At 72.6% G+C, this 23,152-nt stretch carries 27 protein-coding genes; 11 read left to right on the forward strand and 16 right to left on the reverse strand.

Going from position 1 to position 23,152, the window contains the following annotated elements:
• Window positions 1–201 precede the first annotated feature (201 nt).
• Window positions 202–360, forward strand: a complete 159-nt coding sequence (locus AB0J66_RS04170; protein ID WP_364655489.1) for a hypothetical protein — start codon at window positions 202–204, stop codon at window positions 358–360.
• Window positions 361–533: 173 nt separating this feature from the next.
• Here AB0J66_RS04170 and AB0J66_RS04175 read toward each other — a convergent pair whose 3' ends face one another.
• A complete protein-coding gene (locus tag AB0J66_RS04175) occupies window positions 534–1,163 on the reverse strand; it encodes a hypothetical protein (RefSeq protein ID WP_364655490.1) in 630 nt (209 codons plus the stop codon).
• Between the two features lie 41 nt (window positions 1,164–1,204).
• Here AB0J66_RS04175 and AB0J66_RS04180 point away from each other — a divergent pair, with 41 nt between their 5' ends.
• From AB0J66_RS04180 to AB0J66_RS04190, 3 genes are read left to right on the forward strand one after another with little or no spacing between them, the layout of a single operon-like run.
• Window positions 1,205–1,600 (forward strand): MmcQ/YjbR family DNA-binding protein, encoded by a 396-nt coding sequence (locus tag AB0J66_RS04180; protein ID WP_364655491.1) that lies wholly within the window; start codon window positions 1,205–1,207, stop codon window positions 1,598–1,600.
• Window positions 1,597–2,265: a PH domain-containing protein gene (locus tag AB0J66_RS04185; protein WP_364655493.1), complete on the forward strand. Its 669-nt coding sequence runs from the start codon at window positions 1,597–1,599 to the stop codon at window positions 2,263–2,265. Before AB0J66_RS04180 ends, AB0J66_RS04185 begins: the two co-directional genes overlap by 4 nt.
• A gap of 52 nt (window positions 2,266–2,317) precedes the next feature.
• Window positions 2,318–2,776: a hypothetical protein gene (locus tag AB0J66_RS04190; protein WP_364655494.1), complete on the forward strand. Its 459-nt coding sequence runs from the start codon at window positions 2,318–2,320 to the stop codon at window positions 2,774–2,776.
• A 168-nt stretch (window positions 2,777–2,944) separates the two neighbouring features.
• On the opposite strand, the gene AB0J66_RS04195 is transcribed toward AB0J66_RS04190, so the two are convergent.
• Genes AB0J66_RS04195 through AB0J66_RS04210 form a run of 4 tightly spaced genes read right to left on the reverse strand, consistent with a single transcriptional unit; the run spans window position 2,945 to window position 9,634 of the window.
• Complete coding sequence (locus tag AB0J66_RS04195) at window positions 2,945–5,182, reverse strand: DUF4132 domain-containing protein (RefSeq protein ID WP_364655496.1); 2,238 nt, start codon at window positions 5,180–5,182, stop codon at window positions 2,945–2,947.
• Entirely contained in the window at window positions 5,182–5,541 is a 360-nt protein-coding gene (locus AB0J66_RS04200; RefSeq protein ID WP_364655498.1) for a hypothetical protein, read from the reverse strand. Before AB0J66_RS04200 ends, AB0J66_RS04195 begins: the two co-directional genes overlap by 1 nt.
• A gap of 53 nt (window positions 5,542–5,594) precedes the next feature.
• Window positions 5,595–8,693 (reverse strand): PAS domain S-box protein, encoded by a 3,099-nt coding sequence (locus tag AB0J66_RS04205; RefSeq protein ID WP_364655500.1) that lies wholly within the window; start codon window positions 8,691–8,693, stop codon window positions 5,595–5,597.
• A gap of 26 nt (window positions 8,694–8,719) precedes the next feature.
• Complete coding sequence (locus AB0J66_RS04210; protein ID WP_364655501.1) at window positions 8,720–9,634, reverse strand: DUF5995 family protein; 915 nt, start codon at window positions 9,632–9,634, stop codon at window positions 8,720–8,722.
• Between the two features lie 308 nt (window positions 9,635–9,942).
• On the opposite strand from AB0J66_RS04210, the gene erm reads away from it, so the two are divergent.
• Window positions 9,943–10,707 (forward strand): 23S ribosomal RNA methyltransferase Erm, encoded by a 765-nt coding sequence (gene erm, locus AB0J66_RS04215; RefSeq protein ID WP_364655502.1) that lies wholly within the window; start codon window positions 9,943–9,945, stop codon window positions 10,705–10,707.
• Here erm and AB0J66_RS04220 read toward each other — a convergent pair.
• The 5 genes from AB0J66_RS04220 to AB0J66_RS04240 form a co-directional block, all read right to left on the reverse strand.
• The gene (locus AB0J66_RS04220; RefSeq protein WP_364655504.1) at window positions 10,696–11,457 is read right to left on the reverse strand and encodes an aminoglycoside phosphotransferase family protein; all 762 of its coding nucleotides are present in this window, start codon (window positions 11,455–11,457) and stop codon (window positions 10,696–10,698) included. The two genes, erm and AB0J66_RS04220, sit on opposite strands and share 12 nt — an antisense overlap.
• A 153-nt stretch (window positions 11,458–11,610) precedes the next feature.
• Window positions 11,611–12,087, reverse strand: a complete 477-nt coding sequence (locus AB0J66_RS04225) for a hypothetical protein (RefSeq protein WP_364655505.1) — start codon at window positions 12,085–12,087, stop codon at window positions 11,611–11,613.
• A 59-nt stretch (window positions 12,088–12,146) separates the two neighbouring features.
• The gene (locus AB0J66_RS04230) at window positions 12,147–12,770 is read right to left on the reverse strand and encodes an HAD family hydrolase (protein ID WP_364655507.1); all 624 of its coding nucleotides are present in this window, start codon (window positions 12,768–12,770) and stop codon (window positions 12,147–12,149) included.
• 2 nt (window positions 12,771–12,772) lie between these two features.
• Window positions 12,773–13,267, reverse strand: coding sequence for a carbonic anhydrase (locus AB0J66_RS04235; RefSeq protein WP_364655509.1), 495 nt, complete (start codon window positions 13,265–13,267; stop codon window positions 12,773–12,775).
• A 22-nt stretch (window positions 13,268–13,289) separates the two neighbouring features.
• Window positions 13,290–14,255, reverse strand: coding sequence for a DUF2332 domain-containing protein (locus AB0J66_RS04240; protein WP_364655510.1), 966 nt, complete (start codon window positions 14,253–14,255; stop codon window positions 13,290–13,292).
• A gap of 55 nt (window positions 14,256–14,310) precedes the next feature.
• Between AB0J66_RS04240 and AB0J66_RS04245 the strand changes: the two genes are divergently transcribed.
• Window positions 14,311–14,529 (forward strand): hypothetical protein, encoded by a 219-nt coding sequence (locus AB0J66_RS04245; protein ID WP_364655513.1) that lies wholly within the window; start codon window positions 14,311–14,313, stop codon window positions 14,527–14,529.
• Window positions 14,530–14,645: 116 nt separating this feature from the next.
• Here the strand turns inward: AB0J66_RS04245 and AB0J66_RS04250 are convergent, their stop codons facing one another.
• The 4 genes from AB0J66_RS04250 to AB0J66_RS04265 form a co-directional block, all read right to left on the reverse strand.
• Entirely contained in the window at window positions 14,646–15,569 is a 924-nt protein-coding gene (locus tag AB0J66_RS04250; protein WP_364655515.1) for an NADP-dependent oxidoreductase, read from the reverse strand.
• Between the two features lie 120 nt (window positions 15,570–15,689).
• Window positions 15,690–16,073, reverse strand: a complete 384-nt coding sequence (locus AB0J66_RS04255) for a MerR family transcriptional regulator (protein WP_364655517.1) — start codon at window positions 16,071–16,073, stop codon at window positions 15,690–15,692.
• A 31-nt stretch (window positions 16,074–16,104) separates the two neighbouring features.
• On the reverse strand, window positions 16,105–16,908 hold the full coding sequence (locus tag AB0J66_RS04260; RefSeq protein WP_364655519.1) for an MBL fold metallo-hydrolase: 804 nt from the start codon (window positions 16,906–16,908) through the stop codon (window positions 16,105–16,107).
• Between the two features lie 28 nt (window positions 16,909–16,936).
• Window positions 16,937–17,902, reverse strand: a complete 966-nt coding sequence (locus AB0J66_RS04265; protein ID WP_364655520.1) for an iron-containing redox enzyme family protein — start codon at window positions 17,900–17,902, stop codon at window positions 16,937–16,939.
• Between the two features lie 75 nt (window positions 17,903–17,977).
• Between AB0J66_RS04265 and AB0J66_RS04270 the strand changes: the two genes are divergently transcribed.
• From AB0J66_RS04270 to AB0J66_RS04280, 3 genes are all read left to right on the forward strand, one after another.
• Window positions 17,978–18,193 (forward strand): CDGSH iron-sulfur domain-containing protein, encoded by a 216-nt coding sequence (locus tag AB0J66_RS04270; protein ID WP_364655522.1) that lies wholly within the window; start codon window positions 17,978–17,980, stop codon window positions 18,191–18,193.
• A gap of 63 nt (window positions 18,194–18,256) precedes the next feature.
• Window positions 18,257–19,618, forward strand: a complete 1,362-nt coding sequence (locus tag AB0J66_RS04275) for a hypothetical protein (protein ID WP_364655523.1) — start codon at window positions 18,257–18,259, stop codon at window positions 19,616–19,618.
• A 71-nt stretch (window positions 19,619–19,689) separates the two neighbouring features.
• A complete protein-coding gene (locus AB0J66_RS04280) occupies window positions 19,690–19,953 on the forward strand; it encodes a GlsB/YeaQ/YmgE family stress response membrane protein (RefSeq protein ID WP_364655525.1) in 264 nt (87 codons plus the stop codon).
• Here AB0J66_RS04280 and AB0J66_RS04285 read toward each other — a convergent pair.
• On the reverse strand, window positions 19,936–20,394 hold the full coding sequence (locus AB0J66_RS04285) for a GNAT family N-acetyltransferase (protein ID WP_364655526.1): 459 nt from the start codon (window positions 20,392–20,394) through the stop codon (window positions 19,936–19,938). The two genes, AB0J66_RS04280 and AB0J66_RS04285, sit on opposite strands and share 18 nt — an antisense overlap.
• 27 nt (window positions 20,395–20,421) lie before the next feature.
• On the opposite strand from AB0J66_RS04285, the gene AB0J66_RS04290 reads away from it, so the two are divergent.
• Window positions 20,422–21,201 (forward strand): class I SAM-dependent methyltransferase, encoded by a 780-nt coding sequence (locus tag AB0J66_RS04290; protein WP_364655528.1) that lies wholly within the window; start codon window positions 20,422–20,424, stop codon window positions 21,199–21,201.
• Here AB0J66_RS04290 and AB0J66_RS04295 read toward each other — a convergent pair.
• Window positions 21,167–21,949 carry a TIGR02452 family protein gene (locus tag AB0J66_RS04295; RefSeq protein ID WP_364655530.1) on the reverse strand — a complete coding sequence of 261 codons (783 nt, stop codon included), beginning with the start codon at window positions 21,947–21,949 and terminating at the stop codon, window positions 21,167–21,169. The two genes, AB0J66_RS04290 and AB0J66_RS04295, sit on opposite strands and share 35 nt — an antisense overlap.
• A 90-nt stretch (window positions 21,950–22,039) precedes the next feature.
• Here AB0J66_RS04295 and AB0J66_RS04300 point away from each other — a divergent pair, with 90 nt between their 5' ends.
• Entirely contained in the window at window positions 22,040–23,149 is a 1,110-nt protein-coding gene (locus tag AB0J66_RS04300) for an LLM class flavin-dependent oxidoreductase (RefSeq protein ID WP_364655532.1), read from the forward strand.
• Window positions 23,150–23,152: the final 3 nt, after the last annotated feature.

Here is a 23,152-nt window from a genome sequence, read left to right on the forward strand (position 1 = left end):
TTCCTGCGCGGCAGCCTATTGTTCATTCACCGTTCACGATGCCCCAGGCGGCATTCCGGTCCTTTGTGGACGATCAACCGCGCACCGTCGCAAGGTGGCCCGGCCAGGCCTACGGCTGACCGAGGCTCTGCCTACCGGGAGGGGCGGCCGCCATGGTGGCCCTGCGGGCCGCCCGGCCCGCCGAGGCGAAGGGGTGGGGACATGGCTGGGGAGCGGGTTCTGGTCACGGGTGGGTCGGGGTTCATCGCCGGGCACATCATTCTGCGGCTGCTCGGGCGGGGCTTTCAGGTCCGTACGACCGTGCGGGCGCTCAGCCGGGCGGACGCGGTCCGCGGGGTGCTGCGGGCGCGGGCATGGTGAACGAGGAGGCGCGTGCTGGCGATGACCGAGCCGGCCGCGGCGGGGGAGCGGTTCCTGCTGTCCAGCGGGCCGGCCATCCCGCTCAGGGAGGTCGGGGCGCTGCTGCGGGCGAATCTGGGCGCCGCGCCCGGCCGGGGAGGCCGTCGTCGCCGCCGCCCGCAGCATGCTCGCGCTCAGGAGCTGAGGCGGGGGGCGGTCTGCGTGGCCGCCCAGACACCGGCGATGAACAGGGCCGGCACGAGCATCCAGAGGACGAAGTTGTCCTCGCGGCCGTCGCCGGCCAGCACGACGGAGAGGGCGAAGGACGCGGCGACCAGGCCGATCGCCCACGACGCGTAGAAGCGGCGCGAATGGGCCCGCGGCGCCGGCTCGTCGGTCACCCGGACGCCGGGGTTGAGCGCGATCCACTCCATCGCCACCTCGAGCGGCACACCCGGGATGCGCAGGTCGCCGAGGTGGGTGCGGACCGGCTGCTGCTGGGGCAGGCCGCGGCCCTGCACCGAGTCCCAGACCGGGCCGATCAGCGCGCCGAGCAGGGCGAGGGCCGAACCCTCGCGGACGGCGACGAACAGCAGGATCAGACCGATCGCGGAGATCGGTAAGGAAAGCGGGGCCAACCGGACATAGCGCCGGACGCTCCGGGCGGTGCGCGCGTCGACGGGGAGCCGCTGGGCGGGGCGGCGCCGGAACCGCCAGATGCTCATCGGCACGTCGACCCACTCCGGGCCGGCCGAGCCGTCCGTCACGGCCAGCGGCGGAATCTGCAGGCCAGGCAACGCCGAGGCGGGAACGACAAGATCCATGGTGGGTCCCAGCGTAGCGGGGTGCCGCTACGCTCAGCGCCATGCCGAGGGCCAGGGTCGAGGATGTGCACGAGCTGGCGACCGCGATGCCGGGCGTGACCGTCGAGGAGGGCGACTTCCCGGCGTACCGGGTCAACAAGAAGCTTTTCGTCGCCTTCCGGTCGCCCCGCCCCGATGCGCTCGACCCCGTCACCGGCGAGCGCCTCACCGACGTCATCGTGCTCTGGGTCGAGTCCGAGGCCGAGAAGCAGGCCCTGGTCCTCGACGAGAGCACGCCGTTCTTCACCACACCCCACTTCGAGGGGTACGCCTCCGTGCTGCTCCGGGCTTCCCGGATCGGCGAGCTGACCCGGGCCGAGCTGGCCGAGGCGATCCAGGACGCGTGGCTGTGCCGGGCCCCCAAACGGGCCGCCCAAGCCTGGCTGGCCGGCCGGTGATCGCGGCGGTCGTCCGGTGGCGGCGGGTCCTGCTGGTGACCGCGGTGGCCTTCGAACTGGCACTGGGTTTGTGGGGCGGCGACGGGCTCGTGACCGGCCTGGTGAACCTGGCTGTGGTCGGGTTCTTCTTCGTGCTCGGCCTCGTCGCGCTGGGGCGGCGCCGGCCGGCCGGCCTCGAGGTGATGGACGGGGCCTTCGCCGCGCTCATCACGCCGCAACCGATGATCACCGGGGTGGCGGTCACGCTGCTCGGCGTGGGCCTCGTCTACGACGACGTGGCCGACGCGTTCAACGGGGACCTCGAAGTCCTCAACACCGTGTTCGCGGTGGTGTACCTGATCCTTCTCGCCGTGCTGGGGGTCGTCGTGTGGTCGCCGCCGCGCCTGCGGATCACCCCGGAGGGGATCGCCGACCGGCGGGTCCTCGGGTCGCGGTTCGTGCCGTGGGAGGCGCTCGACCCGGCGTCCCCGATCACCGGCAAGCAGCTCGCCGTCGCACGCCCGGAGCTGGTCACGACGACCGGGCGCCCCGGGTCCTCGTACGCGCTGGAGACCGGAACCGACCCGGCCTTCCTGGCCCGCGTCATCTCCGATTACGTGGCCGCTCCGCGGACGCGCGCGGCGATCGGCACCCGGGCCGAGCTCAATCGGCTGAAAGTCGGATAACGGCCCACAGTTCCTTTTAGAGTCGGGAAAGCCGATCGAAAAGGGGTGCGCCGTGTTCGAGCTCAGCGCGGGCGGGGTCCAGATCGACTGGGCCGAGCCGGACGGGGTGCTCGCCACCTACGTCTCGCAGATGGACCGCCTCAGCGAAGCCGTCGACCCGGGCGTGCCGCTCGGGCTCAGCGTCGGTGGCCTGCTCATCAGCGGCGAGCTGATCCCGCAGTGGCAGTGGTTCGCCGAGGTGAGCGAGCTCAACGACCACGAGGACGCCTTCTACGTCGGCACCGCCGAGCACGTCAAGGAGCAGTCCGACCTGGCCCACGCGGCCACCAAGTCCCGCGACATCGGCGACGAGGTCACCCAGCGCCAGTACGCGGCCCTGATGGCCCCCACCCGCTTCATCCACCTGCGCAACGCCCGCATCCACTACCCCGGCACCCAGCCCACCAAGGGCCGCCTGTGGCGCGGCCGCCTGGCCGACATCTCCGGCTGGACCCCCGGCGCCAGCATCTGACGCGGCCCCACTCAACACCGGCGCAGCTGGACGGTGATCGTCGGGTCGGTGATCTTGTGGTCGGCGGCCAGCATGATGGCCTTGGAGAGGATCACCGAGAGCACCGGGTCGTCGTCGAACGGGAGCGCGACCTTCTTGGCCGGGCCGCGGCTCGGGACGATGCACAGATTAGGTGTCGTCGGGCTCCATCAGGATGTTGCCCGAGCCGAGATGGATGCGGTAGGCCCCGAGCTCGCCCCGCACCCGGAGGAACCGGTCCTGCAGCTCGCACCGCGGGCCGATGGCCAGGCGGGGCAGCAACCGGGCGAGCGCGTCCCGGCGCATCTCGCCGCCGGGCGTCAGGTCGGCGAACGCGGCCTGCCGCCGATAGTCGTGATGGCGGTCCTCACCGCGGTCCTGCCAGTCGTCGTCGGCGGCGATCGTGGTCACGCCGACGAACAGGTCGACGTCCCGCATGGCCTCGCTCAGCACCAACGGCGGCACCTCGGTCAGCGGGGCCGGCTGCCAGCCCCGGCCGTCGCGGCGGCCGAAGCGTACCTGGTCGGTCGTGCAGTAGGGCCGCTCCCACGTGCTGTCGGCGACCCAGTCGTGGAAGAAGACGGCCTGCCACTCACCGCCGCCGAGCTCCTTCTTCGCCTCGCCGTGGTAGCCGTCGTTCCAGCCGCCCAGATAGTTGGCGACCCAGCCGCGCTCGCGCATCAGCGCGTTGGTCTGCCGGTAGTGCAGGACATGCCCCGCGAACCGGTTGGAGTAGACCCGCGTCTGCTCCTCCGCCGGCGTCAACCGGTAGACCTCACGGAACGCCTGCTTGACCGGCTGCCGCACCCCCGCCGCAAGGACGCGGTCGCGCCAAAGGGCCACCTCCTCCGGCCCGGCCAGCGCCGGATGCCAGAGCCGCACCCGCCAGCCGTCCCCAGGCCGCACGCCGGGGCCGGCCGGATTCGCACCCTCGCCGGGTGGCACGCCGGGGCCGGGCGGGATCACGGCCGGGCCGAACAGGGTCCAGCCGGTGGTGGTTCGCTCCGGCAGCCCGGAGAACCAGGTCGTGCCGTCCGGGGTGGCCTGCCAGATCAGGCCGCGGGCGGTGATGCCGGTGATCGGGTGGTCGAGGTAGCGGCGGGTCCATGTCTCCCAGGACCACACCCTGTCCTGCTGGGAGAACAGCCCCTCGACGCGCAGGCGCTCCACGCCCAGCGACTGGTTGACCTCGGTGACGAGGCGACGGGCCGGGGCCAGCTCTTCCTTCCACGCCGGCGGCACGGCGCGCAGCGCGACCCCGTCCCGGTACGCCCGTAGCCGGGCCCGGCCGGAACCGGTCTCCACGACGGCCTCGCCGCCGTCGTCCATCCGCCAGGCACGCCGGCCGTCACGGTCGAGGCCGTGGTCGTCGACCGACAGCTCGAGCGCCTCGCCCGGGGTCCAGCCGCGCTGCCGCCCGACCCGGTCCAGGGCGTCCCGCACCCGCTGCTGCAGCTTGCCGCGCGTGGTCAGGCTCAACTGGGCCAGCACCGCCACCGGGACGTCGCCGGGTCGCTGGGCCAGCACCTCGACCGCGGCGGTGGCCGCCTTGGGGGCAACGGCCTCAGCCCCGCCACGCCGGACCGACGTGGCCACCGCGGCCGTCACGTCGGCGAGCAGCGCGGTCGTCTCGGCGCCGGGGTCGCGCGACGCCAGCCAGATGAGCCCGCGCAGCAGCGCGTCGACGTAGTCGTGGACCGGGTCGGCGCCGCCGCGATAGGCGCCGAGCAGGACCGCCACCGCTGTGACGGCCCGGGGCGCGGCGGCCAGCCGCTCGTCGGCCTCGCGCCGCCACGCCTTGGCCGGCACCGGTTTGGCCAGGTCGGCGGCGAACCGGAACACCTCCTGGACCTGGGCGTCGGCGAGCAGATCGCGCAGCCCCGCGGCGTCTCCGTGGGCGTAGGCGGCCGCGATCGACAGGTCGGCCGGCACACCCTGATCGAAGTGGCTCAGCGGGGTGCCGTAGAGCCGGGCCAGCCGCCGCAGACCGTCGGCCGCGGCGAACCGACTGTTGTGCATCGCGGCGAAGGCAGTCGACAACTGGCCCTCCAGACCGTCCAGCTCGGACGCCGGGAGCGCAGCGGCGATCAGCCCGGGCACCCAGAACGGCGCATCCGAGATGGTCTCCAGCGGCTCCTCACGCAGCAGCAGGGTCAGCGCCCAGACCAGGTCGTTGCGGGTCCACGGCGTGTGCATGAACTCGACGGGCGCCAGCGCCCGGCCGAAGTACCCGAAGTGCGACGAGTCCTCATCCACCACGTATTGGTGGATGAGCCGCAGGGCCCGGCGGCGTACGTCGGTGCCCTGGCCGGCCAGCACGTGGCCGTCCTCGCCGCGGATGATCAGATCCGCGAGCTCGCGCGCCGTGTCGAGGCGTTGGTCGGTCATCAGCCACCGACCAGCGGTGTCAGCTTGATGAAGGCCACGGCGTGCGCCCGCTCGAGGTCGACGACCTCGTCGAGATCCTCGATCTGCCGGTCTCCGGCGATCATCACGAACGCGTTCCGGGCGAACCCGGCACACGCGGCGTCGGCCTGCGCCTCCCAGTCGAGCCGCGTGCGCCCCGGATCGGAGGGCCGCACCAGCCCGGCGAACAGAGCCGGCGCCGCGTTGTGCCGGCCCACCTCCTCGCGCACGCGCAGCCGCACCAGCTCGCGGGCGCTGATCCGCTCCGGCAGGCCCGGCAGCACCCACTCCGTGATGGCCCGGCCGGCCATCGTCTCGTCGCGCACGACCACCTCGGCCATGGCACCTCCCCGTCCTCTGTGGGCGAGATGATGCCGCAGGGGTACGACACTTTCTACGAGGGGGCCGCCTCGAGGTCGAGGACGAAGATCGACCCACCGGTGGGGTTGGGGACGTGGCGGATGTCGCCCTCGTTGGCCCGGGCCAGGCCGCGCACGATGTAGAGGCCCAGGCCGGTGCCACGGACGCTGGTGGCGTCGCGTTCGGCCCGGGCCAGGCGTTCGAACAAGCGGGGGCGGAACTCGGCGGGCACTCCCGGCCCGCTGTCGGCGACGCTGACGAGCGCGCGAGAATCCGTACGGCTCAGGGTTATCGCAGTTGCCCCGCCGCCGTATTTGGCGGCGTTGGAGAGCAGGTTGGCCAGGATCTGCTGCAGGTGCCCGGGGTTGCAGAGAGCCCACCCGTTCTCACCGTGCACGGGCAGGTCGTCCAGGTCCATCGCCACGAGGGCCTGGGCGATCTGGTCCCGCAGATCAACTTCCTGCCGTACGGCCGTGAGCGAACCCGCGTCGATCGACACCATGGCCAGCACCTCCCGGACGATGTCGTCCAGCCGGCCGGCCTGCCGGGCGATCGCCTCGATCGCGCGTTCCCGCATGGCGTCGGTGGTGCCGTCGGTGAGGACCTCGGCGTACCCGCGGATCGAGGACAGCGGGTTGCCGATCTCGTGGCCGAGCATGCCGATGATGTCGAGCTTGAGCCGGTCGGCCGCCTCCAGTTCGGCGTTGCGCTCGGCCAGCGCGGCGGCCGAGCGGTCCCGGTCGGCCTCGGCGGCGCGGCGGGCCGAGATGTCGGTGAAGACGCCGATCAGGTGTTTGGGGCGGCCACCGGCCTCGCGGACCACGGAGAAGGTGGCCGACACGTCGACCCAGTGGCCGTCGGCGTGCCGCAGCCGGCTCTCCTGGGTGTAGGCGTCGCGTTCGCCGGTGAACAGGTCGGCCCGGTGGCGGCGGCTCTCGTGCAGGTCGTCGGGATGGACGAAGTCGCGGTCGGGGCGGCCCACGAGGTGCTCGACGGTGTGCCCGAGCATCGCCGCGTAGGCCGGGTTGACCGACATGAGCGAGCCGTCGAGCCCGTAGACGGCCTGCCCGGCCGCCGAGTGGGTGAACTGGGCCCGGAAGCGCTGCTCGCTCTCGGCCAGGGCCTGCTCGGCGGCGCGGGCCGCGGTCACGTCGGTGTTGATCTCCAGGACCTGGTCGGCCGGCAGGTGCAGCACCTGGCGGCTGAGCACGGTGACGACCCGGCCGGCCGCGGTCAGGTGCTCGAGCTGGCCGTCCCAGTGACCGGCCCGGACGAGGCCGTCGAGCGCGTCCTGGGCGGTGCCGTCGTCGGGGAAGACGGTGCGGAGCAGGCGGTGGATGTTCTTGCCGGCCACCGCGGCCAGCGGCCAGCCGTAGAGCTGCTCGGCGCCCGTGTTCCACCAGCGGATCGTGCCGTCGCGGTCGCGGACGATCACGGCGGCCGGGATCAGCTCGAGCAGGCGGGCCTGGCGGCGCAGCTGGGCCTCGGCCGCCCGTTGCGCGGTCACGTCCTCGATCTGGCTGACCAGGTAGAGCGGCCGCCCGGTGTCGTCGTGGACCTCGGCCGTGCGCGAGGACACCCAGACCTCGTGGCCGTCCTTGTGCAGGTAGCGCACCACTTCGCGGGAGGACCGGAAGTGCCGGTCGTCCGGGTGCACGAGGTCGGCGTACGTCATCCGCAGCAGCTCGCCGGCGCTGTAGCCGGTGATCGCGGTCATCGCGGGGTTGGCCTGCAGGTAGCGCCCGGGGACGCCACCGTCCAGGCTGATCAGGCCGAGCCCGAGCGGCGAGTTGTCGAACGTCATCCGGAAGCGGGTCTCGCTCGCCTCCAGCAGCGCGAGGGCGTGGGTGCGCTCGGCGAGCAGGGCCGAGTTGCGGGCGGCGTCGTCGGCGTGCTGCAGGGCCGAGCTCAGGCTGTCGGCCAGCAGGGCGAGCTGCTGCACCTCGGGCGGCCCGAACGCGCCGGTGCGGGCCGAGGCGACCTTGAGGCAGCCGATGACCCGGTTCTCGGCGTAGAGCGGGGCGATCATCATCGAGCCGATGCCGTGCCGTTCGCACGCGGCGCGGTCCACCCGCGGGTCGACCGAGGTGTCGGCGCAGTGGGCGGGGGCGCCGGTGGTCAGCACCTGGCCGCTGAGCGAGCCGGTCACCGGCACGCGGGCGTGTTTCGCGGCGGCCAGGGTGCCGGCCGTGGCGGCGTACACCAGGTCGTCGCCCTCGGCCAGCTCGACCGTGGCCCCGTCGGCGTCCTCGAAGAGCTCCACCGCGCGGGCCGCGACCACCCGCAGCGCCGCGTCCCGGTCGGCCGCGGCGGCGGTGACGTCGCGCTGCACCACCAGCGTGGCCCGCAGGCGCTGGCCCTCACGCTCGGCGGCCAGCGCGGCGTCCCGTTCGGCGGTGATGTCCTGCAGCTGCACGAGCCGCCAGCGGCGCCCGTCCGGGCCGGGGATCAGCGACAGGCTGACCCGGGTCCAGCTGATCCGGCCGTCGGCGTGCCGCAACCGGTTGTCGTACCGCACGTCGGTGGCCCCGCGCAGCAGCGCCAGCCGGGCCCGGGCGCTGGCCTCGATGTCGGCCGGGTCGGTGATCTCGCGGTGGGTGAGCCCGATCAGCTCCTCCACCGACCGGCCGGTCAGCGCGGCGGCGGCCGGGTTGGCCCGCCGGAACCGGCCGTGCTCGTCGGCGATGAGCAGACCGATCGGGCTGCCGTCGAACGCCGTCCGGAACTGCTCCTCGCTGCGCTCGTGGGCCTGCTGGGCGGCCAGGGTGGCGGTGACGTCGAGCAGCTGGGTCAGGAAGTGCGCCGGCGCGCCGTCGTCGTCGCGCAGCAGGGTGACGGTCAGCAGGCAGTGGGTCAGCCCGCCGTGGCGGCGCCGGTAGCGCTTGTGTGCCCGGTAGCTGTCGATCCGCCCGGCCACCAGATCGGCCGCCTGGGCGGCGTCGTTGTCGACATCCTCCGGGTGGACGACCGACTCCCGGCGGCGGGCCAGCAGCTCGGCCGGGGTGTAGCCGAGCATGGCGGCGATGGCCGGATTGACCCGCACCCACTCGCCGTCCAGGCTGACCACGGCCATCCCGATCGGCGACGACTCGAACAGCGCCCCGAACGAGGGTGGCGCGGCCGCACGGAGCATGCCTCTCTAATCGGCCACGCGCGGTCTTACGTGAGCCGCTCCCGGCCGAGCAGCTTGCGCAGCAGATCACGGCCGTCCTCGAGGATGTCGCCGGTCTCGGACACGACCCGGTCGCCCACGATCGCCCACTCGGCCAGCAGCGAGGCGACCCGGTCCATCGTGCGGCGGGCCTGCTCGAAGTCCTCGTCGTCGTTGCGCAGCAGCCACAGCCGGCGCGCCTGGTCCCACGCGTGCTCCCGGGTCGTGGTGACCAGCAGGCGCTGGCTCCAGTCGTCGAGCGGGCCGACGAACTTGTCCAGCCACAGCTGCCAGCGGTCGGAGAAGCCGCGCCGCAGCGGCGGGATCTCCTGGTAGAAGATGTCGTTGACCAGCAGGTAGTCCGGGTGGATGAGGTCGTCGGTGGGCGCGCCCTGGTCGGCCCACGTGGCGATCAGGGCGAGCGCGAGATCGTGGTTGATGTGCGCGTTGACGCCGAGCATGGCCGCGGTCAGGCGGGTCATCTCGACATCACCGGCCCGCTTGAACAACACCTCCCACACGTCGGGGGTGTCCTCGTTGTCGTTGTTCCACAGGTCGATCGCCGAGAAGTAGCGCCGGGCGAACTCGACATCGAGCTGCTCCAGGAAATCGGGCGAGTTGACCCCCTCGACCAGGGCGCCGTCGACCCGGCGGGTGATCTTCAGGTAGAGCTCGTTGAAGGCCGACACCCGGTTGTTGGCCGGGCTCGGCGGCAGCTCGTCCAGGATGCGCTGCAGGGTGACCAGCATCGTGATCACCTCGCCGATGGTGCTCGGCTGCTTCACCAGGCACTCGGTGACCTGATCGCCGAGCGGCGCCCAGCCCCGGCCGGTCGGGACGGCCAGGGCGGACAGCTCGATCCGCTTCGCGTGCACGAGCTCCGCGCTGCCCCGCGCGGCAGCACGATCGAACGTCGTAGTCATGGCGACAGCCTCCTGATCGCAACGCCGTTTCGCCACCAACTTGTCAGTAACTTGTCCCGCGACGTCGATCACAACCGGAAAACCGGTCGACCGGGGGACAACGGTCTCCTATGGTCGGCGGATGCCCACGCACGCTCTGATGATCGGGGCCTGGACGCCCGCGGCCCGGCTCCGCGCCGGTGTCCCGCCCTGGCCCGCGCTGTCTGACCTCTGACGTTTCGCCCCGCCAGGGCCTTCGCTGAGTCCACCCTCCTCAGCGGACGGGCCCCGACGACGCCTGTCCGCGTTTCCGCGAAGGATTCCCGGCCTTGGCCATCAACTCTGAGCGTGCCCGCAACCGGCGGGTTCTCGGGCAGAACTTCCTCAACGACCCGGATGCGGTACGGAACGTGGTCGACGCCGCCGATGTGAAGCGGGGCGAGCTGGTCTACGAGGCCGGCGCCGGCCGCGGGAGGCTCACCACCGAGCTCCTGCGGCGGTCGGCGCGCGTCGTCGCGTACGAGGTCGACCCCGGCATGGCCACCGCGCTGCCGCGACATGACCGGCTCAGCGTGCGCACGGAGGACTTTCTGGCGGCGAGGCCGCCGTCCGGGTCCTTCTCCGTGGTCGGCAATATTCCGTACGCGCTGACGTCAGCGCTCGTCACCTGGTGCCTGCGCGCGCCCATGATGCGGCGGGCCACCCTGGTCACGCAGTGGGAGTACGCCCGCAAACGCACCGGCGACTACGGCCGCTGGTCCAAATTGACCGTCCTGACGTGGCCCTCGCGGGTGTGGGAGCTCGCCGGGCACGTGCCGCGCTCGGCGTTCCGCCCGGTCCCGCGCGTGGACGGCGGCGTCCTGCGGCTGACCCGCCGCCCCGGACCGCTGGTCTCCTCGCTGTCGTCCTACGAGGCGATGGTCGAGTGCGGCTTCGGCGGCGCGGGGGGCTCGGTGCGGGCCTCGCTGGGCCGGCGTTACGGGACGCGACGGGCCGATGCGGCTTGCCGGGCCGTACGCCTGGACGCCGAAGCGGCGGGGGAGGTGTGGCCGGAGCAGTGGCTGACATTGTTCCGGCTCCTGTCATTCGAATAGCCGCCGGTTGTCCCGGCTCCACCGGATCCGCTCCGCCGTCTCGTCGAGGAACCCGGTCGCCAGCCACTCGGCCTGCGGCTGCTGCCCCTGCTCGGCGAGCCGGCGGGCCCGCTGCCAGACGGTCTCCTGCTGAGCGATGACCTCATCGACCAGGTTGCCGTCCGGGAGCCCGTAGGCCTCGGCGAAGATCTCCATCCGGCGCCGCCGATCCGGCGGCGCCGGGTAGGACAGCCACCGCAGGCACGTCTCGTCGTCCCGGAACGGAGCGACATACTCGAGCGCGTACGCCACGTCGTGGATCGGCTTCGCGGGCCAGGCATAGTCCCAGTCGATGATCCCGACCGGTTCGAGACCGCGCCACACCAGATTCCACGGCCCGAAGTCCCCGTGACAGACGACCTCGTCGCCGCCCATCGGCTCGTCCCGCCCGGCCCAGCTCGCCGCGGGCCGAAAGCCCCGCACCGCCTCGTGATACTCACGCAGCAGCCGCGCCATCGCGACAAGCCCTCGCTCGTCGACCACCTTGGCCCAACCGTCCGGCCCGGACTCCCCGTCGACGTAGGTGAGAACCTCGTGCCCGTCTCCGTCGACCCCACGCACGCGCGGCGAGCAGGGGAACCCGGCACCTTCCAGATACCGCAGGAGCTCGTGCACGGCCGGCGACCAAGGCTGCAGCGGCCGCCGCACCGTGTCCCCGACCCGCACCACCTGCCGATGAGGCTTGTCCTGCAACATCTCACGATCGGCCATGCTGCGACGCTACTGGCCGCGGCGGCTCAGCCGCGCGCGAGATACAGCGGTTTCCAGCTTCTCCGGCTTCGCTGCGCGCCGCTGCAGCAGGCGGGAGCGGACAAGCGATCGATCAACGTGTCGAGGCCTTCCAGGGCAACCTCGGCCCGATAGTCAGACGGCATGAGCGAGGCGGGCCACGGTGACGACGGCCCCGGTCACCGCTGGCCGCCGGCTGCCGGTCATCGCGTCGTCATCGCAGGCGCCCTCTAGGCTGCGATGGAGGAGAGCCGCCGAGGTGGTGCGGTCGCCGGCCCTGCAGCGGGGGCTGGTCGTCGCCGGTCTCTTCGTGTGGTCGATGGTCGTCTTCGGTCTGTCCATGGCCATGGTCGAGCGCGGCGTTCCGCAGTGGTGGGTCGTCCCGGTCTTCGGCTTGCTGATGGCCGTCGTCGCCGTGCTGGCCGTCCGCCGCGTTCCCGCGCCGGTGACCGCGGCCGAGGAACGTGTCGTGGGGAGGACGAGGGTGCCCGTCGAGCCGCTCAGCGCGCGGGACTGGTCTTCCTCGGTGACCGGCTCGACTTCGCCTCGGCCGAGCGGTCCACGACGCCGCTCACGGCGGCCGAACGGGCCCAGTTCGCCGAGGCGCTGCATGTCGACGACCCGCGCTGGATCCTCAACCTGCTCATCTTCGGTGTCTTCCTGGTCGCCGCTCAGACCACGAGGCGTACGGCCGAAGTGACATCCGATGCCGTGTAGGTGGGCGCGCAGCCGGCGAGGCTCCACGCCCGGCCGTTCGCGACCCACACGGTGCGCAGGCCGAGCGCGGCCGCGCCCGCGATGTCGGCCCGCGGCGAGTCGCCGATCATCCAGGCGCCGGCGAGGGGGAGCCCGGCCGTCGCGGCCGCGGCGTGGAAGATCTCGGGTTCGGGTTTGCGGCAGCCGGCCGCCTCCGACACGACCCAGCCGTGGACGAGCCGGTCCAGGCCGGTGCGGCGGATCTTCGCCTCCTGCTGGGCCGTCCGCCCGTTGGTGACGATCACACTGGTCCAGCCCCGCGCCCGGGCGTCGGTCAAGGCCCGGGCGACGGGCGGCTCGAGCACGACGCAATCGGCGGCGCCGGTGTCGAGCAGCGGCCGCGCGTCGACTCCGTACCTCTGGGTCAAGGTTGTCGCGACCTCGTCCCGGGGCACGAAGCCGCCGCCGTCGACGGTCATCACCCAGTCGACGTCGGCGGCGGGCAGCCCGTGCCCGGCCAGGAACGCCGTGACGGCCGCGCGGAACGCCGCGTCCCGGTCGATCAGGGTGTTGTCGAGGTCCAGCAGAAGGAGCGGCACGGTCAGGCGGTGACCTCGCGCAGCTTGCCGGTGGTCACGTCGTAGACGAAGCCGCGGACCGAGTCCTTGACCGGGATGAACGGGTCGGCCCGGATGCGGCGGATCGACTGGCGGACGTCCTCGTCGAGGTCGGTGAAGGCCTCGGCCGCCCACGGCGGGCGCAGGCCCACCTCCTGCTCGATGGCGGTCTTGAAGCCGTCGTCGGTGAAGGTGAGCATGCCGCAGTCGGTGTGGTGGATCAGGATGATCTCGGTGGTGGCCAGCAGGCGCTGGCTGATGGCCAGGCTGCGCAGCTCGTCGGCGGTGACGACGCCGCCGGCGTTGCGGATGACGTGGGCGTCGCCCTCCGAGAGGCCGAGCAGGCCGTACGGGTTCAGGCGCGCGTCCATGCAGGCGACGACGGCGACGTGTTTGGCGGGCGGCAGCGGCAGGCCGCCCTTGTCGAAGGCGGCGGCGTAGTCGGCGGCGTGGGCGAGCAGATCGTCGGTGATGCTCATACCGTCAACATACATCTCCCACCTAGAAAGTAGGAGACCCGAACCAGGACATGCCCTCGCCGTGGCCCTGCGTCCAGGCGAGCGGCTTGCCGTCCAGCGCCAGCACGTTCTTGTGCCGCGGCCCGCCCGGCGCCGGCGGCAGGTCGGGGTAGACCAGCACCTCCGGGTCCTCGACGGCGATCCAGTGCCCCGGCAGCGACCCGGCCAGCGTGGTGAACCGGCGACGGCGCTCGTCGGGCACCTGATACAGCACCGATGTGTGGAAAACGACGAGGGTGGCGTCCTTCGGCGCGGTGGCGGCCAGGGCCGGCAGATCGTCCACGAGGTCACCGCGTACCAGCCGGGGTGGATCGGCCGCGGCGATCGCCGCCGCCTCCCGGAGGCGGGCCCGGCGGTGGTCGTGCTCGGGCCAGATCAGGGCGTCGAGCCAGGCCAGGTCGTCCGGGTCGCGGACGTCGAGCGGGTTGAGGTCGATCCCGGCCCGCCAGACGACCGACGGCAGCGAGGTGGGCAGCGGCGGGCCGGACGCGGTGCAGGTCAGCAGCGGACCGGACGAGCCGACGCGGTGCTCGCCGTACTCGTACTCGCTGTATTCGTACGAGTAGCGGTCGGGGTAGAGGTTGAGGCCGGCCGAGCAGCCCACCTCGAGCAGCGCGAGCGGCTGCGGCAGCGCCGCGAGGACCGGCAGCAGCAGGGCGCAGCGGTTGACCTCGTTGGTCTGCGTGGCGCGGGTCAGCAGCTCGTGGGCGACGACCGGCCAGTGTGAACGGACAAAAGCGGCGAACGCGGTCGGGGAGTGGACCGGCCCGCCGAGCCGCCGGACGACGCCGAAGAGCAGGTTGGGCTGGCGCTTCGGCTGCGGCACCGTGTCGAGCAGGGCCAGCAGGCCGTCGTCGCGGGCGACCGAGCGGGCCAGACGCTCGTAGGTGAGGGAAACCCCGCGCGCCTGGCGCTCGGCGAAGTCGTCATACCAATCGGCGGCCGTCATGATCGGCATGATCGCAGACGCACGGGAAGAACGGTGCCCGCTCCATACTGGAAGCGTGACGCTCACCGGGCTCTACCTGGAGCCGGCCACCTCCGCCGGCGTGCTGGTGGCCCACCCCAGGGTGGCGGAGCGCTGGGCCACCCCGAGCGCCCTCGCCCGTCTCCGCGTCGGCCCGCTGGCCGCCCACCTGGCGAGCCAGCTGACCCAGGTGCCGCCGGTCCTCGACGCACCCGTCACCCACGAGCGCCTCTCGCTGCCGGACCATTTCGCGTAGTCAACGTGGACCGACGGCAATATTGACAGCGACATCAACACGTACATCCGTCAGCTGTCGGAGGAGGCAGCCGCGCCCGGCCCGGCCGCCAAGCCGAGTAGACCGACCCTCGCGTCTCATGCCACCTTGATGACAGCCTTGCCCGAAATATGACCGCTTTCGACGGCGGCGAGGGCGGCCGGCGCGTCGGCGAGCGGGTGGACCGCAGTGATGACGGGGGTGAGGACTCCGTCAAGGGCCAGCCGGGCGGCCCGCTCCAGACTCTCGCGGTCGAGGCGACGTTCGACGGAACGCCCACCGATCTCGGACACCGACATGTCATTCACGGCGATGACGTTGCGGGGATCCCTGGCCAGTGGGGCGACCGCCCGCAGCGAGGCGCCGCCGACCAGGTCGACGATCCCGTCGACGCCGTCCGGAACCAGCTCGCGGGCCGCGGCGACGACGTCCCCGGCGGTGTAGTCGATGAATCGCACCCCGATGGCCTCGGCCGGCTCGCGTTTGGTGCCACTGCCGGTGCCGATCACCCGCAGATCGCGCCCGGCGGCCAGCCGGGCGACGAGGAGTCCGACGCCACCCCCGACCCCGTTGACCAGGACCGTGGCACCGGCCGTGAGGCCGAGCTGGTCGAGCGCGTCCACCGCGGTCGTCCCGGCCACCGGCAACGTCGCCGCCACGGTCGCGGACAGGCCAACCGGGATACGAGCGGTGTGCGGTGCGGACAGCACCGTCGTCTCCGCGTAGGTACCACCACCGGTGAGCGCGAAGCCGAAGACCGGGTCGCCCACCTCGAGCCCGTCGACGCCCTCGCCCAGGGCGAGAACGGTTCCCGCTGCCTCCATGCCCAGAACGCGGGGAAACGGACGTCCGCTGTCGAGCCCGGGGAGCGGCGCCGAGCGCAGCACGTGGTCCATCGGATTCACGCCGGCGACGTCGACCCGGATCAGCACCTCGCCCGGACCGGGGACCGGGGCGGGACGATCGAAGAGCTCCTGCACCTCAGGCCCGCCGAACTTGCCGAAACCCCACGCCTGTCCCATGTGCTGCCGCCTCCGGTATGACCGGCCCGGTCGTTCCGGGCGCTGCGGCCATCCTCACCGCTCACATCGGTGTAAAGGGCAACTGGCTGAGGTGCAGGTCACAGCGTCAGACCCGCGGTGTCACCCCGGGACCGGGGCCGACGTCAGCTCCGCCCAGTACCTGCGGTTGATCCCGGTCAGTCCGTCGAGCGCATCCCGCGTCTTGAGCAGATGCGCGATGTCGGCGTCGATCCGGTCGCGCTCGTGCATCATCGTCACGAACGCGGACTCGGTGATGTCCGGGTCAGTCGGGGTATCCACGCACGGCAGCACAGACGCGATCACCCGGCTTGACATACCCGCGTCGAACAGCTGCCGGATCAGCGCCACGCGTTCGACATCGGCCTCGGAATAGTGACGCTGCCCGGCGTCGGAGCGTGAAGTGGTCAGCAGTCCCTGCTCCTCGTAGTACCGCAGAGAGCGCGGACTCACGCCCGTACGCTTGGACAAGTCGCCGATCCGCATCTCTGAACTCTACGCTCGCAAGATCCAGAGCTCAGGCGACCACGTCGCGGCGCAGGGGGAGGTCCATGGTCGCGCCGCGCTCGATCGGGCGTATGCCCGAAAGGCCCTGGTCCTTGGCGCGGGTGAGGAAGTCCGAGAGCGGGCTCTTCATGACCTTGTAGTCGTCGTAGTGGACGGGCAGGGTCAGGCCGGGGCGGATCAGGTGGGTCAGTTCGACGCCCTGGTGGCCGTCCATGGTGAGGAGCATTCCCAGAAGCCTGGTGCCGCCCAGGTGGATCACCATGGCGTCGATCTCGCCGAAGCGGCGGGGGACGGCGGCCAGCGCCGAGTCGAAGAGGGTGTCGCCGGTGATGTAGAGGCGCAGCGCGCACCGGCCGTCCACCTCGAGTTCGATCACCGTGCCCATCACGTCCGGGAGCAGGTGATCGGCCAGGCCGGGGCCGTGCCGGCCGGGGACCGCGGTGACGCGCAGGCGCTGGCGGTGCCGGGTCCACTCGTGGCATTCCCAGGTGGGCAGGCCGGTCGCGGCCAGGTAGCGGCGGCGGCGCAGGCGGCGGGCGGCCTGCGGGGTGGTCAGGATGGGCAGGGTGGGCTCGATGACGCGCCGGGCGGCCCGGTCGAAGTGGTCGCCGTGCAGGTGGGACAGGAGCATGGCGTCGACCTCGCGCAGGTCGACCGCTTCCAGGACCGGGTCGCGCAGGCGTTTGGACCAGGCGCCGTAGCCGAGGTAGACCCGGCTCCCAGCGGGGCCGAAGGCGGGGTCGGTGAGCAGCGTGAATCCGCCCAGCCGGAGGACGGTGGTGGCGTTGCCGACGAAGGTGATGCTGGCTTGCATCCGGCCCGGCTTCCCCGTTCCCGCCGGTTTACACCCGCAACGACGACTCGCCGGCTTCCCAGGCGCCCAGGACCGAGCGGGCCCACAGCTCGTCCAGCTTGAGCGCGCAGCGTGCTCCGAACAGGACGTCGCCGGCCAGTTCGGGCTCGGCCGCGGCGAACGAGCCGCACAGGTCGTAGGCGGCGATCTGCTCGTGGACGGCGTCGGCCTCCACGTGCTCGTCGTAGTAGACCGTGGACGAGTCGTCCCCGCCGAGGCGGCGCAACCCGTTGCCGTACGCCCGGTTGGGCAGGGTCGAGGTCATCTCGTACGCGGCGAGGTGCCCGATCATCGCCCCGCGCCAGCGCCGGTGCAGGCCGAACAGCGACATCACGTTGTTCACGGCCAGGGTGGGCGCACCCACCGAGTCCACGTACGTGCCGTAGGTGGTGTCGAGGCCGAACCACCGCATCGTGCGTTTGAACAGCTCCTGATGCATCTTGGGCAGCTCGCCGCCGCCGTACTCGTCGGCCTGGATCTCGATCAGCGCGGCCTTGGCGCGCCCGCCGAGCCGGGGGATGGCGAAGGTGTGCGGGTCGGCCTCGCGCAGCTGGTAGACGGAGCGGTGCGTGACGAACTCGCGGAACTGCTGGTGGGTGGCGCGGCCGCGCAGGTAGCCGGAGAGCGACGGCCCGTCGTCCGCCTCGACGGTCTTGACCAGCTCGGCGGGGACGGTCGCCGGGTCCAGGGTGGGGACCGGGCCGGCCAGTTCGATCAGATCCGACCAGAACGCGCGCTCGGCCGCGGCCCGCACCCGCAGCACGTCCGGGTCCCACTCCCACTGGTCGTCCACGCCGTCCCAGCCACGGTAGGCGAGCTCGTAGGCGACGAACAAGGTCAGGTGCAGGTCCTCGTCACCGTCGAAGACCGGCGCAACCGGCAGGGACCCACCCCGGCCGCTCAGCACGTCGATCAGTGCGGCCGAGACGGAGCCGCGAGCCGTGGGGAGCTTCATGCCGCCAAGGCTTCCCCACCACGACTTCCGTAAACGATCTGTTTCGTTCGCAGCTCAGTGGGCATCTGCCCGGCCATGACGACAAGGATCGTGCCGTACCAAGACGGCCCGCTGATCGTGCGGGGCGACTTCGAGCTGGAGACCCCCGACGGCGAGAAGATCGACCCGGGCCGCGGCACCATCGCCCTGTGCCGCTGCGGCCGGTCGGCCGTCAAGCCCTTCTGTGACGGCACGCACAAGGCCGTACGCTTCCGCGCCGGGACCGGCCGGGAGACGCCCGCCCCCCGCTGATTCCCAGGTTTCGCCGCGCCGCAAAGGGGTAGGCCGCTGCGGCGAATGAGGGAGCTGATGCGGGTGATCCCGTTTGGGGCGGTGTCCGGCCCGCCGGTCGACCGGGTCATGTGTGGCGACAGCCTGGGCCGGGCGCTGCTGGCGACGGTCGCCCACGATCACGGCGCTGTGCAGGGCCGGATCCCGCTGCTGGGGCGGCTCGGGCAGCTCCCGCCGGCGGAGCGCCGGGGCGAGATCGCCCGCGAGGCGCGGGCCGAGGCCGTGCCGCACTACGCGGCGGGGGCGATCGACGCCGAGGCCGTCGCGGAGTGGATCACCGGGCACTACACCGCGGCCACCTACCCGGCGGTGCTGCTCGGCTCGCCGCACGGGGCGGCCGTCCACCTGGCCGCGGCGCTCGGCGCGGCGTGGCTGCCGACCAGCTTCACCACGACCCTGACCTGGCCCGACGGCGACGCCGGGGACTGGCCGGCCGCCCTGCGGTGGGGCGCCGCGCTGGCCGAGCGGCTGCTCGCGCGCAATCCCGGCGTCAGCGTGCGCCAGGTGCACGACCCGCTGCGCGACGGGCCGCCCTGCGGCTCGACCGTGCGCCTCCATGTGCGCTGGCACCACATGCCCAGGGCGTACGAGCGCTTCCTGCGCGACCGGATGACCGAGAACGGCGCCTCCCTGCTCCTGCGGGACCTGCGCACCTGGCCGGTCCGGTCCCTGTCGGGCCGGCACAGTTTCCAGCTGGGCAGCCCGGTCGGCGGCTGGGAGCCGGAGGACTACTCGATCGGCAACCCGGCCTTCCGGGTCGTGCTCGACGACCTCGGCGTGGACCACTGGCCGGCCCCGGCCGAGGCGCCGCCCCGCTACGCCGAACGCTCGGGCGAGCCCGCCTTCGGCATGGACCTCAACCGGCTCTCCGTGCAGACCGGCCGGCCCTCGCACCGGGTGCTCTACGCGCAGCCGGAGACGCTGAGCGCCTGCGTGGCCGACCTGCTGCGGGAGGCTTCGGGGGCCGAGCGCTGCGTGGTGACCTGCGGGCGGCTGCTCGACCCGTGGCAGGCGCGGGCCGGCGGTCTCGTGCCGTACTGGTGCGAGTCGGCGGCCCGGCCCGCGGTCGAGGCGGCCGAGTGGTGGCTGGCCGGCGGTGAGGCGTTCGACGAGGTCACCGTGTTGCCGGAGGCGCCCGGGCACGACAGCGACCGGGTGGCCACGCTGGCCCATTGGCGCTCGCTGACCTCGTTCGGCCGACGGCGGGGCCGCCTCGACCAGCTCGTGGCCGGCCGGTACCCGATGCTGCCCCTGGCCCCGGGCCACGCCAGCCGGGTGCTCGCCTCGGCCGGCGAGGCGCGTCCGGCTCCACCGACGCTTCCCATGCCGTACGCGCTGACGCGGCTCCAGAGAACGGGGACCTCCCTGGGACTGTTGGTGAGCTGACGCTTCCCGCACAACAACCTCACAGGACGGCGCGGCAGATTGGGTCCACGCTTTGTAGTGGAGGAACTGTCGTGCACTTCTCGGGGCTCGTCACCGCGATCGTCGTCGGCCTGGTCATCGGCGCTCTGGGGCGCCTGGTGGTTCCGGGCCGGCAGAGCATTCCGATCTGGCTCACCATTCTCATCGGCATCGTCGCCGCCGTCCTGGGCACGTTCATCGCGGCCGCGATGGGCGTCGCCCACACGCCCGGCGTCGACTGGATCGAGCTGGTCATCCAGGTGATCCTGGCCGCGGCCGGGGTCAGCCTCGTCTCGGGCTCACGAAGCTACCGGTAACGACTTGGTCAGCCGTACGTCCTCCTCGCGGTAGCCGAGAGCCGCGTAGAAGGCCCGGGCCGTCGTGTTGGCGGCGCCCGTCTCCAGCGTGAGGCGGGTCAGGCCGCGCTCCCGGGCCCACTGCTCGGCGGCCCGCACGAGCAGCGTGCCGAGCCCGCGGCGCTCGGCCGCCGCGTCGACGACCAGCTCGCCCACGTAGGCGTCGGTGTCCCCGGTGAAGTGGCGGCGTAAGCCCAGCGTGACCAGGCCATCCACCCGGCCGTCGCGCTCGGCCACCAGGACCTCGCCACGGTCCACCGAGTCGCGGACCCAGCCGGTCACGGCCTCGCGGACGGCGTCCGGGTCACGCCACGGGGCGACCCCGATCCGCAGTCGTTCGGCCAGGGCCAGCGCGCGGTCCCGGTCGGCCGGTTCGTACGGGCGAATTCGGATGCCGGTCATCGGGTCATGATGGCAAGGTGGGGCCTCGTGAATAAAGCATCGCGAGTCTTCGGATCGGCCGCCGCGCAGTACGACGCCGGGCGGCCCGGCTATCACGACGGGCTGGCGGCGGCGGTGCTGGACTACGCCGGGCCGTCGCGGCGCACCGCGGTGGAGATCGGCGCCGGCACGGGCAAGGCGACCGTGCACTTCGCGGGCGCGCTTGCGCTGACCTGTCTCGAGCCGGACGCGCGGATGGCCGAGGTCCTGCGCGAGAACCTGGCGGCGTTCCCGTCGGTCTCAGTGGAGGTGACGGACTTCGAGAGCTGGCCGGCCCGGCCCGCCGGCATCCTGCTCGCCGGGACGTCGTGGCACTGGGTGGACCGGGCGCGTCGCTGGGACTTTGCTGCGAATGTGCTCGCTCCCGACGGCGTGGCCGCCCTGTTCTGGAACCCGCTGGGCATCGTGGACCCGGCTGTGCAGGCCGCGCTCGCCGCCGTCGAACGGGAGGCCGGCATCGACGAAGCGACGCTGACCCCGCTCGCGTCGTCGTTCGGCCCGCACGCCGGCGACTGGGACCACTCGGGCCTGTGGCCGGCCGGGTCGCTCGACCCGCGCTTCGGCGACGTCCGGGAGATCCGGTTCCGCGACGAGATGACGTACAGCACCGATGGTTATCTGGCCCTGCTCGACTCCACCTCGACCTACCGGCTGCTGGAGCCCGCGAAGCGGGCGCGCACCCTGGCCGCGGTGGCCGGCGTGCTCGGTGGCGACGGCCTGCGGCTGCTGCGGGTCACCGACCTGTTCCTGACCCGAATGCGGCCGTGAAGGCCGTCCGGTCGCCCAGGACGGCGAAGACGACCTCGTCGAACCAGGGGCCGTCCTGCAGCGCGACCTTGAAGGCGGAGGCGACGACGGCCGGGTCGTTGGCGAAGACGCCGCAGCCCCAGGCGCCGAGCACGAGCCGCCGATGACCGTGGGCGGCGGCCACGGCCAGCACCCGGGCCGCCCGCCGCTCGAGAACGGCCGGGATCCCGGGCAACAGCGCGGGCTGGTTACGGGCGATCGCGCCCGCGTTGGGCGCGGCGGCGGTCAGGAATGAGACCGCGTACGGCTCGCCGAGCAGTTGACCTTTGTCGTCGCGGAAGACCGGCACCGCGGGCGAGTAGATGATCCGGTCGGTGTAGGTCAGCTCGGTGTGCGCGCGGTGGTGGGCGTAGAACTCGGGGGCCTCGCGCAGGCAGGCGTAGAGCGCGGAGCCGCGGGCGAGGCTCTCCTCCTGCGCCTGCGCCCCGTTGAGGAAGCCGCCGCCCGGGTTGCGGGCCGACGCGAAGACCAGGCACGCCACATCGCCGCCGAGCCGGCGGGTGGCCTGCAGACTCGACTCACCGGTGACTTCGATCCGGGGAGCGGCCACGGTCGACGCTTTCGCCGCCGGGAGCGCGTCGGTGGGGCCGTACAGCCGGGTGCCCGCCTTCGCCCGCGCGACCTGATCGGCGATGCTCACCCCGGGGTAGGACCCGCGCTCGACGATGCTGACCGTCTCCTGGGCGATCGCCCGCAACCTGCTGCTCACGGCCGCCATCATCCCGGCCGGGCCGCCGCGGCCGCGAGCGCGTTTCCGGTGGCGCTTGCCGAAAGCCTAGTTTGGCTATAGGAAATAGCCATGGCCGTTCCCCTGTCGATCCTCGACCTCAGCCCGCTCGTCGCCGGTGGCACCGCCGGTGACGCCCTGCGCCGGACCATCGACCTCGCCCGCCACGCCGAGCGGTTCGGCTATCACCGGTACTGGGTGGCCGAGCACCACTTCACGCCCGGGGTGGCCAGCTCGCAGCCGGCGCTGCTGTTGGGGCAGATCGCGGCGTCGACGTCGCGGATCCGGCTCGGGTCGGGGGCCGTGCAGACCGGTCACCAGACCGCGCTGACCATCGTCGAGCAGTTCGGGCTGCTCGACGCGCTCTACCCGGGCCGCTTCGATCTGGGCATCGGACGCTCCGGTCAGCAGCGCACGGAAGCGCTGACGCAGAAGGAGAAGCCGGTCGAAGAGGAGCGGGTCGTCGACGGGCTGCTCATCCCGAAGCACTTCTCGTGGGCCCCGATCCACGCCTCCACCCGCTCGGCCCTGCTGGCGTCGTTGCTCACCCAGCCCGGGGCCACCCCGCTCGGTCTCGGCGAGATCCTGGACCAGATCGAGACGCTGCTGGCCGGACCGGCCACCGACGCCGAGGGCAACGAGGCCCGGGCGGTGCCCGGCGAGGGCGCCGACCTCGAGATCTGGATCCTCGGCAGCAGCGGCGGCGAGAGCGCCCGGGTGGCCGGCGAGCGCGGCCTGCCCTTCGCCGCCAACTACCACGTGGCCCCGGCCAAGGTGCTCGAGGCGGTCGAGGCCTACCGGGCCGCCTTCAAGCCGTCGGAGCTGCTGGCCGAGCCCCGCGTGATGGTCTCGGCCGACGTGCTGGTGGCGGAGGACGACGAGACGGCCCGGCGGCTGGCCGCGCCGTTCGGGCTGTGGGTGGCGAGCGTGCGCAGCGGCCTGGGCGCGATCCCGTACCCGAGCGTCGAGGACGCGCTGGCGCACGAGTGGACCGGCGAACAGCGGGCCCTGGTCGACGACCGGGTCCGCACCCAGTTCGTGGGGGCGCCGGCCACCGTGGCCGAGCGGCTGGAGACCCTGCAGCGGGTCACCGGCGCCGACGAGCTGCTGGTCACGACCATCACGCACGACCACGCGGACCGCGTCCGCTCCTTCGAGCTGCTGGCCGAGGAGTGGCAGTAGTAG

The sequence above is a fragment of the Actinoplanes sp. NPDC049598 genome (assembly GCF_040675435.1).
In the GTDB taxonomy this organism is placed as follows: domain Bacteria; phylum Actinomycetota; class Actinomycetes; order Mycobacteriales; family Micromonosporaceae; genus Actinoplanes.

Bases quoted from the DNA above. Each gene is read 5' to 3' on its own strand.
- AB0J66_RS04240 (WP_364655510.1), bottom strand. From the start codon at position 14,255: ATGACGGCCGCCGATTGGTATGACGACTTCGCCGAGCGCCAGGCGCGC.
- AB0J66_RS04175 (WP_364655490.1), bottom strand. From the start codon at position 1,163: ATGGATCTTGTCGTTCCCGCCTCGGCGTTGCCTGGCCTGCAGATTCCG.
- AB0J66_RS04235 (WP_364655509.1), bottom strand. From the start codon at position 13,267: ATGAGCATCACCGACGATCTGCTCGCCCACGCCGCCGACTACGCCGCC.
- AB0J66_RS04225 (WP_364655505.1), bottom strand. From the start codon at position 12,087: ATGCAGCGCCTCGGCGAACTGGGCCCGTTCGGCCGCCGTGAGCGGCGT.
- AB0J66_RS04200 (WP_364655498.1), bottom strand. From the start codon at position 5,541: ATGGCCGAGGTGGTCGTGCGCGACGAGACGATGGCCGGCCGGGCCATC.
- AB0J66_RS04170 (WP_364655489.1), top strand. From the start codon at position 202: ATGGCTGGGGAGCGGGTTCTGGTCACGGGTGGGTCGGGGTTCATCGCC.
- AB0J66_RS04300 (WP_364655532.1), top strand. From the start codon at position 22,040: ATGGCCGTTCCCCTGTCGATCCTCGACCTCAGCCCGCTCGTCGCCGGT.
- AB0J66_RS04265 (WP_364655520.1), bottom strand. From the start codon at position 17,902: ATGAAGCTCCCCACGGCTCGCGGCTCCGTCTCGGCCGCACTGATCGAC.
- AB0J66_RS04270 (WP_364655522.1), top strand. From the start codon at position 17,978: ATGACGACAAGGATCGTGCCGTACCAAGACGGCCCGCTGATCGTGCGG.
- AB0J66_RS04205 (WP_364655500.1), bottom strand. From the start codon at position 8,693: ATGCTCCGTGCGGCCGCGCCACCCTCGTTCGGGGCGCTGTTCGAGTCG.
- AB0J66_RS04220 (WP_364655504.1), bottom strand. From the start codon at position 11,457: ATGGCCGATCGTGAGATGTTGCAGGACAAGCCTCATCGGCAGGTGGTG.
- AB0J66_RS04250 (WP_364655515.1), bottom strand. From the start codon at position 15,569: ATGGGACAGGCGTGGGGTTTCGGCAAGTTCGGCGGGCCTGAGGTGCAG.
- AB0J66_RS04255 (WP_364655517.1), bottom strand. From the start codon at position 16,073: ATGCGGATCGGCGACTTGTCCAAGCGTACGGGCGTGAGTCCGCGCTCT.
- AB0J66_RS04210 (WP_364655501.1), bottom strand. From the start codon at position 9,634: ATGACTACGACGTTCGATCGTGCTGCCGCGCGGGGCAGCGCGGAGCTC.
- AB0J66_RS04195 (WP_364655496.1), bottom strand. From the start codon at position 5,182: ATGACCGACCAACGCCTCGACACGGCGCGCGAGCTCGCGGATCTGATC.
- AB0J66_RS04180 (WP_364655491.1), top strand. From the start codon at position 1,205: ATGCCGAGGGCCAGGGTCGAGGATGTGCACGAGCTGGCGACCGCGATG.
- AB0J66_RS04285 (WP_364655526.1), bottom strand. From the start codon at position 20,394: ATGACCGGCATCCGAATTCGCCCGTACGAACCGGCCGACCGGGACCGC.
- AB0J66_RS04260 (WP_364655519.1), bottom strand. From the start codon at position 16,908: ATGCAAGCCAGCATCACCTTCGTCGGCAACGCCACCACCGTCCTCCGG.